This is a genomic window from Globicatella sanguinis NBRC 15551 (assembly GCF_001552295.1).
GTDB lineage: Bacteria > Bacillota > Bacilli > Lactobacillales > Aerococcaceae > Globicatella > Globicatella sanguinis.
In genome coordinates this window covers 1-10,349 of record NZ_BCQX01000084.1, presented here as the reverse complement: position 1 = coordinate 10,349, position 10,349 = coordinate 1, and the positions used below count along the sequence as shown (strand labels likewise).

Sequence of the window (10,349 nt, the reverse complement as noted above, 5' to 3'; positions counted from 1 at the left end):
ATTTCTTCAAAAAACATTATTATTTTTGGGCGCTTTTCAAAAAAAGTCGGTAAAGTCCATAAAAAAAGGTCTACCACATAACATGGTAAACCTTTAAAACGTTGATATATCAATGTTTTTAAGCTACTAGAATTAATTTGCAGCGTTGTTGTCTTTGAAACCGTATTTTTTGTTGAAACGATCCACACGACCATCGGCTTGAGTGAATTTTTGACGTCCAGTGTAAAACGGATGAGAATCTGAAGAGATTTCAACACGGATTAATGGATAAGTATTACCGTCTTCCCATTCAACAGTTTCATTTGATGATTTAGTAGAACCTGATAAGAATTGGAAACCAGTTGAAGTATCCATAAACACGACTTTTTGATATTCTGGATGAATTCCTTGTTTCATAATTTTCTTCGTCCTTTCTGCCCTAATCTATTTGCTAAATTAGAGTTATTACTGTGCATTTTGCAACATTATTATAATACCATGACATCTTCATGAATGCAAAGATTTTTTGATAATTTATTACATCAATTTGCATTGAATGTATTGGTCATTGAAATTTAGAGCTTAAATCCAATCTAATGTATATGATTAGCCGCTATAATGTTATAATAATAAATATAGTTCTTTAAAGAGGTGTTTGAATGATTGAACAAATTGCACTCACGTTATTGATTGGCTTACTAGGGGGCCTATTATTTAAAAAACTCAATATTCCAGCTGCTTTCATGATTGGCAGTATGGTGATCGTGGCCATCATCAATGTTTTATTTGGTAACCTTTATGTGCCTCGTAACTTAAAGTTATTTGCGCAAATCTTAAGTGGCGCATACATTGGTCAATTGATTAATCACTCTGACTTAGAAAATCTTCCTAAAATGCGTAAACCCGTCGCTTTGCTTTTAGCTTTATTTACATTCAATATGATTTTAGTTGGGTTTATCTTTCATTTTGTTTTTAAATTTGATTTAGTAACAGCGCTACTGATGTGCTTACCTGGTGGTATCATGGATGTTTCACTTATGAGTATTGATATGGGCGCTCAAGCAGATGTCGTAGCTTCAATGCAAACCATTCGCTTAGTCGGAATGCTCCTTATCTTGCCAAATTGGATTAAGTTTATTTTAAAACGACTCAATGCGACGCCAGTTCAAAATGGTAGCAATAAAACGACATCTAACGATCACAAACAATCCCACCCACCTATCAAAAATGATTTCTATGTTATTTTCATCTCGCTAATCGGAGGTATTATTGGTTACTATTCACAATTACCAGTAGGAACACTAATCGGTGCTTTAATCGCTTCGTTATTAATCAAATTATACGGTGGTAGTCAACCTTTAAGACCCGCTCTTAGATATACCGCTCAAATTTGTGCTGGTTCCATTATTGGGACGACCTTTACTCATGAGAGTCTGCTAAATATGTTTAATTTAATTATGCCAGCAATTATTTTATTGGCCTTTTATTTAACGCTCAATTATTTCTATTCTATCTTTATCTATCGCCGGGGACTCATTGATTTACAATCAGCCTTATTTTCTTCTTCTCCAGCTGGCGCAACTGATATTTCATTGATTGCCGGAGAATTAGGGGGCGACTTGGCTAAAATAGCCAGTACTCAAATTATCCGAATGCTCTATACAATTATTGTCCTACCCAATGTGGTAAAACTCATCATCTGGTTAGCATCATTATTATCATAACAAATCCCCTCAAACGGCTCCCGCTCCCTTTGTCCTTATCCGGATTTAGGAGGCAGTAGAATTCAGCCTTTTGAGGGTATCATTTTATTCATTTAAACTCTAACTAAACATCGCTAACAAGACACCCGCCACAATAGTGGAACCAATTACTCCGGCCACATTCGGTCCCATCGCATGCATCAGTAAGTAATTGGATGGATTCTCCAATTGTCCTTCTTTTTGTACCACTCGAGCAGCCATTGGCACAGCTGAAACACCGGCAGCACCAATCATTGGATTAATTTTTCCACCAGTAAATTTATACATCACTTTACCGATTAACACACCTGAAGCAGTCCCGAATGCAAAAGCAATCAATCCTAACACGATAATTAACAAGGTATCCGGTGATAAGAAGATTTCGCTAGTAGCGGTTGCTCCGACGGTTGTTCCTAATAAAATCGTTACAATATACATCATTGAATTTTGTAATGCATCGGTTAATAACGGTACTATTTTACTCTCACGCAATAAATTTCCTAACATTAACATCCCTACTAAAGTCGTCGCACTAGGCACTAATAAACTAACTAAAATAGTTACAACGATCGGAAAAATAATTTTTTCTGTTTGAGAAACTTTTCGTTGTTCCTCCATCACAACATTCCGTTCTTCTTTAGTCGTTAATGCTCGAATAATCGGTGGCTGAATAACAGGCACTAAAGCCATATAAGAATAAGCCGCTACCGCAATCGCTGGTAATAAATGTGGTGCCAAGCGCGTTGTAGTAAAAATGGCTGTCGGTCCATCCGCTCCGCCGATAATGCCAATGGAAGCCGCTTCTTGGGGCGTCATTCCAAATAATAAGGCAAGGAAAAAGGCCGCAAAAATACCGAATTGTGCAGCGCCTCCTAATAGGATCGTAATCGGATTCGCTATTAACGGACCGAAATCCGTTGCGATACCTAAGCATAAAAATATTAAGGGTGGATAGATTCCTAACTTAGTTCCTTGATATAAATAATATAATAACCCTCCTGGATCGATGCCATTACCTGGGTCCATAATACCTGAAATAGGTAAATTACTAAGTAACATCCCAAAGGCAATTGGAATCATTAAATACGGTTCATATTGCTTTCTAATCCCCAGATAAAGCAACACACAAGCTATCACAATCATAATAAAACTCTTACCAGAAAGAGCAGCAAATCCGGAGTTAGTAATTAATTCACTGATAATTTCTAACATATCATCCCTCCTACATTACGGCTAATTCTTGTTTCGTTTCAACTTGTTGCGATTCCGTCACTAAAATTGATTTGATTACACCATCTTGAGTGGCTTTTATTTCATTTTCCATCTTCATTGCTTCTAGAATAAATAAGTTATCGCCTGCTTTGACACTTTGGCCTTCTTTAACTAATATTTTCATAATCACACCACTCATCGGGGCGCTGACCACAACTCCTTCTTGATTGCTTGTTGTAGAAGCAACAGGGGTATCATTTGTTTTGGCAGCTGATGTTTGAGGCGTTACTTCAATTGTTTCATCTGCTTTTAATTCTCGTAAACTCACTTCAAACACTTCATCATTAACCACTACTTCATATCTTTTCATGAAATTCATCCTTTCTGGATTGTTTATTTTTCTTTTAAAGAGGCATCCTCATTCATAACAGTTGCTATTTTTTGATCACAGAAACTACTTCAAAACGCTTATCTGGTTCATCTTCACTCGCATAGGCTAATGCCGTTAACACCGCTACTCTTGCTAATTTATCTTCTTCAAACAAGGTCTTTTTTGACAATGGATTTGAACTTGCTGACGGATAGAGTTGCGATGGGGCGCTTTTGTTTGCTCCTTCTGATTGTTGTAACACATCTTGTACTCGCTCGTATTTTTCCACCAATTTACTCACGTACTGTATACAAAACATGATTAAAATAAGTGTAAAGGCCACCATTAATATGGCCGAGACTGTTAAATTTATTCCATCAATGATTGTAAATTCCATCGGCTTCATCCTTTCTAAATATAGGCTGTAACTTTCACCACTGATTCTTCAGGTTGATTACGCTTCATTAAAAAGTTTTTCCCAACCTCTGGAAACAGAGCATAAATTAATACATCTTCTTCGCTTTTAGCTAAGTCACCTATCTCTAACGTCAACTTTTCAAATTCCGCTTCTAAATCATCGGCTGGTCGATAATCAATGACTTTTTCATCGCCCATGATACTACGGCGGAACATTTCATCGATTGCCACCGGGGACTTACCATATTTACCAACTAAATAACTGCGAACTTCGTTTGAAACCATCTTGTATCGTTCACCAGTTGCAATATTCATTGTAGCCTGTGTTCCAACCATTTGACTAAGTGGCGTCACTAATGGAGGATAACCTAAATCTTTACGCACCCGTGGAACTTCCGCTAACACTTCATCATATTTTTCAGCCAAACCTGCTTGTTTCAATTGAGAACTTAAGTTAGACAACATTCCACCTGGCACTTGATAAATTAAAGCACGTGGATCAGCAGTTAACATTTTAGGATTGATTAAGTCTTCGGCTAAATATTTATCTCGCATTTTTCTAAAGTGTTCAGCAATTAAATCTAATTTCTCATGATCAATTGTTGTTTGATAGCCTAATTCTTCTAATGCAATCACTAATGATTCTGTTGCTGGTTGACTAGTCCCTTCGCTTAATGGTGATATGGCGGTATCGATTCGATCTGCACCGGCTTCTACCACTTTTAAAAGCGTCATTTGTGAAACGCCACTGGTTGCGTGCGTATGGACAATTACCGGTATCGACACTGCCTCTTTAATCGATTTAATTAACGAATAGCCACGTTGAGGCGTCAGAATGCCGGCCATATCCTTAATGCACAGTGAATCAGCGCCCATGCCCTCAATTTCTTTTGCTAGTCCAACATAATACTCATCGGTATGAACAGGACTCGTTGTAAATGCAATGGCGACTTGCGCTTCCTTTCCAGTCCTTTTGACTGCTTCAACCGATTGTTTGGTGTTGCGCATATCATTTAAGGCATCAAAAATTCTGAAAATATCAATCCCATTGGCTGCGGCTTTCTCGACAAATTTATCGACCACATCATCCGCATAATGACGATAACCTAATAAATTTTGCCCGCGCAATAGCATTTGCAACGGCGTATTAGGAGCTAATGCTTTGATATTTCTTAAACGTTCCCAAGGGTCTTCATTTAAGAAGCGAATACATGCGTCGAAAGTCGCGCCGCCCCAACATTCTAAAGAAGCATATCCAGCTTGATCGAGTACCGGCAAAATGTCTTTCATGTCTTCAAAAGGCATGCGGGTCGCCAATAAGCTTTGATGCGCATCTCTTAGAACGGTTTCAGTGATGCCGACTAAATGCTTTTCCGTCATAATATTACCACTCTCCTTAATTTATCTGTTAATCACATTATATCAAATTACATTTGTACATTCATGCTCAATAAAAATTATTTTATCTTTTTTGTCAATTCTAGTATTTATAAAGAAAGACGTGAGCACTCGATAAGAGTCAAGTGCTACGTCTAAGCAAAGCTGTTTAAAATATGCTAATCTTATAGGAAAAATCCGAATAAAATTGATGCTATGACCAATACCATTCCTCCACCTAAACGTGAAGATAATTGGGCATAAGAAATTAAGCCCATACGGTCAGCTGCCCCTAAAACGGCCAAGTCTCCTGATCCTCCACGGTTAGCCATACATAGTCCAGCAGTAACAGCTGAATCGATTGGATAGAAGCCTACCATCCAACCAACAATCGCTGATCCTAAAATCGCACCGATAACAATTGCTGCTGCAATAATAACATTACCTAGAGTTATAGCTGCCCATAGTTCATTTAAATCTGTTGAAACTCCGACCCCTACCATAATAACTAATACTAAGTTTTTAGAGAAAAATGACTGAACATCTTTAGCAGCCATACGTAAACTACCAGGTATTAAATCAAATGCATTCGCTAGTGCTACTAAAATAATCATAAAAGCAAATGCATGAATCGGGATTGAAGGTAGTATATAATTTTCCCACAATTCAGACAAAATACGACCTGTTTGATAGAAAGCTAAGGCCATTAAAATAGCTCCGGCATAATCTTTGATCGAAATTTCATAACTTTCTTTATCACTTTTGATTTCATCAGCATTACGAATCAATGTATTGCCATCACCAGTTAAATTTGTTGATTTTTTCCCAATATTATTTAAAATACCACCTGAAATAATTGCAAAAATATTAGCAATCGTTAAGATAGCAATTGCAAAACCATAATAATTAGCTGCTGTATCACCAGTAACCCGTTCATAGATTTGTGATAATGGTACTGCACCAGCACCGTTACCCCCTCCCATAACTGGTAGAACATATTTGATAATAGTGTCCGTTGGGCTTACTCCAAATAATAACCCTGCTAAAACACCTAGAATTCCTGCACCGACAAGTCCACCTAATATGGCTGGAATATATCCTGAGAAGGATTTTAACATTAAGTCACGATTTAGGCCTAAAATGGATCCTGTAATTAGGGCTATGATGAAAAAGTTTAGCACTCCCATTGGTTTGGATGTAACTTGATCCATTAATTCGACATATTCTGTAGGGATTACATTAAACTGAACTAAAAAGGCAGTTCCTAGGAAAGCTAAAACAAGCCCTCCCCCAACATATGAATTCCAGATTGGGATTCGCTCACCAATTTCATTAAAGATAATACCAATAACCATCATAATTGCGATACCGCCAGCTAGGTCCTTAGATAATACGCCTGTATACATCGCAAGAATCACTAACAAAGCAAAAACGATAAACAACTTAATGTTTAATCCAAAGAACTTTAAGTTTTTCATAATGCACCTCTGTAAATTTTTTATTTTTATTTTTAATTACTATTCTCTTCTAGATAGTTTAAGACCTTCTTACTAATGTAAAGTCGAATATCATCTAAAGAATGGGAACGGCTCCGTCCACATTCTTTAGCGATATTATCGCAAAGAAAACATTTTCGAGGTGGATAACCAATCTCAGTTCGACTTATTTGAAATATATTTTCTTTGTTTTTATAATGAACATCTAAATCTAATAATCGACCTAATTGACTTTCTTCCTCATATTTAATCAATCTTTTCTTAAGTAATACCGGATTGATTGATAATAGTATATACGCTTCATTTCCTGTTTTGTTACTTACGAAACGAGTTAGAATCGTTTCTTTTGAAAATTTACGTTGCAAATTATTTAGTTCGCATTCAAAAACTCTTTTTAATATTTTTGAGTTTTTTATCTCACCTGGAATATTCATTGTGATATATAAAAGTGTTCCCTGGGGAGCTTTTAAAAAAATATTTCTTTGCAATTCTTGTCGTTCTTCCCTAGCTTGTAACATTTCAAGTAATGTTACACTTTCTCCATCAAAGACTTGACTATTTGACATTGCGAACGGTGTCAATAACTGTGCCATCTCGATATTCAACAACTGCAACAACTTTGTCCCCATACTCAATTGGGTCTGGTGTTCCAACTACGGAATAAGCTTTTTCTTTTAATTCTTCTATTGTAAAAATTGGAACTTTAATATCTTTAAAGTGTTCAATTAAATCAGAACGATTAGGATTAATAGCAATACCAACTTCAGTTACTACCACATCCACTGAAGTTCCAGGTGTGATGATAGTATTAACTTTTTCTACAAATGTTGGTATACGTCCGCGAATCAATGGAGATATTACCATACTCATTTTAGATGCGAATGCTGTATCAGAATGCCCACCAGAAGCACCTCTTATGACACCGTCAGATCCTGTTAACACGTTGACATTGTAGTCTGTATCTACTTCTAATGCTGACAAAATACAAACATCTAACATATTGACTACTGCACCTTTATTAAACGGCGAAGCATATAAATCTGCATCAATTTCATAATGGTTTGCATTCCGTCCTAATGACTGACCTGAAGGTTGGTCAAAATCTTGTACATCTAAGATTTTATCTACTAAACCTTCTTCTAATAACTCAACCATTGCATTGGTGATACCTCCTAATGCAAAAGAGGCTTTTATATTGTCTTTAATCATTTGTTCTCTTAAGAAGCGAGTTACGGCTAACGACGCCCCACCTGTTCCTGTTTGGAAAGAGAATCCTTCTTTATAGTATGGAGAACTTGTTATAACTTTAGCTGCGTATTCAGCAATTAGCAATTCTTTAGGATTTTTTGTAAATCGCGTCGCCCCCTTTGCTATACCTGTTGGATCACCAATTTGATCAACAACAACAACATAATCAACATTTTTTTGTGGAATGCTGATAGGCGTATTAGGATAAGGTTTTAAGTTGTCTGTAATAACAACCACTTTATCGGCATACTCAGCATCAACTTTTGCATACCCTAATGATCCACAAGCTGCTGAACCAGAAGTCCCGTTCGCATTACCATATTCGTCTGAACTTGGAGCACCTAAAAATGCCACATCAATATGAATTTTGCCTGTTACAATAGCTCCAGCACGTCCCCCATGTGAACGAATAGTTACCGGATTTTCCATGATTCCCTCTGAAATCGCTGCACCTAATTTGTCGCGTAATCCTGAAGAAGTTATGTTAGTAACAACACCATTTTTTATATGTTCAATTAATGGTTCATGGATGTTAGAGATTGACGAGGGTGCAATAGAAATGTTTTTAATGCCCATTGCTGCAATTTCTTCCATAACCATGTTAAGAACAAAGTCACCTTCTCTTAAATGGTGATGAAAAGAAATCGTCATGCCATCTTTTAATCCTGTCTTTTCAATCGCTTCGCGGATGTTCGATAATAATTTTTTATTGCCCGGTGTTACAGGTGTGATATTCGCTTGGGTGCGATTAAAATTTTTGATATTAGTTGTTTCACCTTCAAATACGCCGTGAGTATTTGCTAATTCTGAAGGAATTTCACGTCCAACTTTATTAACTACCATCTTAGTATTCTCCCTCCTCGATAATACCTGCTGCTTTAGCGAGTGCTAAAACACGTTCAGCACGCTCAACGATTGGTTTATCTACCATTTTTCCGTTAACTGAAATAACTCCTGACCCTTTAGCCTCTGCTTCACGAATACCTGCCACAACAGCTAAAGCATTGTTTATTTCTTTTTCTGTTGGTGTATATATTTCATTAACTAATGGTATTTGTCTCGGGTTAATGACTGATTTACCATCAAACCCTAACTGTTTAATTAATGATACTTCTGCTTTAAACCCTTCGTTATTGTCAACATCGGAATAAACAGTATCGATAGCCGCAATACCAGCAGCTCGTGCTGCATGTAATATCATATTTCGAGCAAATGAAAGTTCAGTTCCATCAGGATAACGTCTGGTTTTCATGTTTGTCACATAATCTTCTGCTCCTAATGCAATCCCGATTAAACGCTTACTCGAATTAGCGATGTCTCTTGCATTGAGTACACCTTCTGCAGATTCAATTGCTGCCATCATTTTCGTGGTACCAACCTCAATGTGATTTTCTCGCTCAACTTTTTCAATCACTGCTTCTACATCAATGATATCCTGAGCATTTTCCGTTTTTGGTAATCGAATAACATCTACTCCTGCTAAGACTACTGCCTCAATATCAAGATTGCCACCATCTTCTAAGTCATTAATACGAACTACAGTTTCAACATTCGAATAGTCAAATGTCTTTAAAGCAAAATGCACTAAGACTCTAGCTGCATCTTTTTCTTTTAGTGAAACTGAATCTTCTAAATCAAACATTACTGAGTCTGCACCATAGATTGCAGCATCACGTAACATTGCAACATTTGATCCAGGGACAAACATCATAGTTCTTCTTAAACGTTCCATGAATCAATCTCCTTCCAATCATAATCAGTTACTTCAAGCGCACGGTTTACTGCAATAATCGTTCTAGCTTGAACAGTACAATCTAAAGCACCTTTATCAACAGCTTCCACTAAAACAGAATCTATCTTCATGTTAGAGAGCGTTTTCTCTATTACTTCTCGTATTCTTGCGCCAAACTGTTTTTCTACGCTTGAACTTAAATTAATACTGACCTCTTCCTCATTATTTGGGCTTACAGTAATCATGATATCACTTGATTCAAGTGTACCAGCTACTGCTGTTTTGGTAATTTTCATTTTTACACTCCTTTATTAAAAAAATTAATAAACATCGCCTATATTTTTATTATAACCGTTTACATTATTAATCAAAAGGTTTCCATTGTTTTTTTTGTGTTCTTTTGATTTATATTCACTTTTTAACTGCTATAAGTATTTATATTTTGTCTCATTTTATTTTACAATCTAGCAAAAGAATTTATTGTTTATCCGCATTAATCCAGTCGTATTTATCGGCTTCCTTTTCGAATTTAGCAACAACATAGCTACATTGAGCTTTAATTTTCTTTTCCTCTTTAGCCATTTCGGATACTAAATGGTCTAATAATTTTTCTGCAACCCCTTGCCCTCTTAGCACAGGATCAACATAAGTATGATTGGCAATGACCACTGCTGGGTCCGTTGTTGGTTCAAATGTAATTTCTGCTATAATCTCACCTTGTTCATTACGTTTAACATAGCCGTTTTCAATTTTTTCGAATTCCATAAACTTCACCT

The 10,349-nt window shown here is 36.5% G+C and carries 12 protein-coding genes; 1 reads left to right on the top strand and 11 read right to left on the bottom strand.

The window, feature by feature from the left end; genetic code table 11:
- Nucleotides 1-132: 132 nt before the first annotated feature.
- Nucleotides 133-396: a type B 50S ribosomal protein L31 gene (locus GSA01S_RS07530; protein WP_066126293.1), complete on the bottom strand. Its 264-nt coding sequence runs from the start codon at nt 394-396 to the stop codon at nt 133-135.
- 242 nt (nt 397-638) lie between these two features.
- Here GSA01S_RS07530 and GSA01S_RS07525 point away from each other — a divergent pair, with 242 nt between their 5' ends.
- Nucleotides 639-1,703 carry an AbrB family transcriptional regulator gene (locus GSA01S_RS07525; protein WP_066126290.1) on the top strand — a complete coding sequence of 355 codons (1,065 nt, stop codon included), beginning with the start codon at nt 639-641 and terminating at the stop codon, nt 1,701-1,703.
- A gap of 99 nt (nt 1,704-1,802) precedes the next feature.
- On the opposite strand, the gene GSA01S_RS07520 is transcribed toward GSA01S_RS07525, so the two are convergent.
- The 10 genes from GSA01S_RS07520 to GSA01S_RS07475 all read right to left on the bottom strand — a co-directional run.
- A complete protein-coding gene (locus GSA01S_RS07520; protein WP_066126289.1) occupies nt 1,803-2,933 on the bottom strand; it encodes a sodium ion-translocating decarboxylase subunit beta in 1,131 nt (376 codons plus the stop codon).
- A gap of 10 nt (nt 2,934-2,943) precedes the next feature.
- Complete coding sequence (locus GSA01S_RS07515) at nt 2,944-3,303, bottom strand: biotin/lipoyl-containing protein (protein WP_066126287.1); 360 nt, start codon at nt 3,301-3,303, stop codon at nt 2,944-2,946.
- Nucleotides 3,304-3,367: 64 nt separating this feature from the next.
- The gene (locus tag GSA01S_RS07510; protein ID WP_066126286.1) at nt 3,368-3,700 is read right to left on the bottom strand and encodes an OadG family transporter subunit; all 333 of its coding nucleotides are present in this window, start codon (nt 3,698-3,700) and stop codon (nt 3,368-3,370) included.
- Nucleotides 3,701-3,714: 14 nt separating this feature from the next.
- On the bottom strand, nt 3,715-5,100 hold the full coding sequence (locus GSA01S_RS07505) for an oxaloacetate decarboxylase subunit alpha (RefSeq protein ID WP_066126284.1): 1,386 nt from the start codon (nt 5,098-5,100) through the stop codon (nt 3,715-3,717).
- Between the two features lie 182 nt (nt 5,101-5,282).
- Nucleotides 5,283-6,575, bottom strand: a complete 1,293-nt coding sequence (locus tag GSA01S_RS07500; RefSeq protein ID WP_066126282.1) for a 2-hydroxycarboxylate transporter family protein — start codon at nt 6,573-6,575, stop codon at nt 5,283-5,285.
- A 32-nt stretch (nt 6,576-6,607) separates the two neighbouring features.
- Nucleotides 6,608-7,159: a citrate lyase holo-[acyl-carrier protein] synthase gene (gene citX, locus GSA01S_RS07495; RefSeq protein WP_066126280.1), complete on the bottom strand. Its 552-nt coding sequence runs from the start codon at nt 7,157-7,159 to the stop codon at nt 6,608-6,610.
- Nucleotides 7,149-8,684: a citrate lyase subunit alpha gene (citF, locus tag GSA01S_RS07490; RefSeq protein WP_066126279.1), complete on the bottom strand. Its 1,536-nt coding sequence runs from the start codon at nt 8,682-8,684 to the stop codon at nt 7,149-7,151. Before citF ends, citX begins: the two co-directional genes overlap by 11 nt.
- A gap of 1 nt (nt 8,685) precedes the next feature.
- Nucleotides 8,686-9,573 (bottom strand): citrate (pro-3S)-lyase subunit beta, encoded by an 888-nt coding sequence (gene citE / locus GSA01S_RS07485; protein WP_066126278.1) that lies wholly within the window; start codon nt 9,571-9,573, stop codon nt 8,686-8,688.
- On the bottom strand, nt 9,561-9,869 hold the full coding sequence (gene citD / locus GSA01S_RS07480; RefSeq protein ID WP_066126277.1) for a citrate lyase acyl carrier protein: 309 nt from the start codon (nt 9,867-9,869) through the stop codon (nt 9,561-9,563). Before citD ends, citE begins: the two co-directional genes overlap by 13 nt.
- Nucleotides 9,870-10,050: 181 nt before the next feature.
- On the bottom strand, nt 10,051-10,349 hold a 299-nt coding region (locus tag GSA01S_RS07475; protein ID WP_306306904.1), incomplete at its 5' end, for a GNAT family N-acetyltransferase.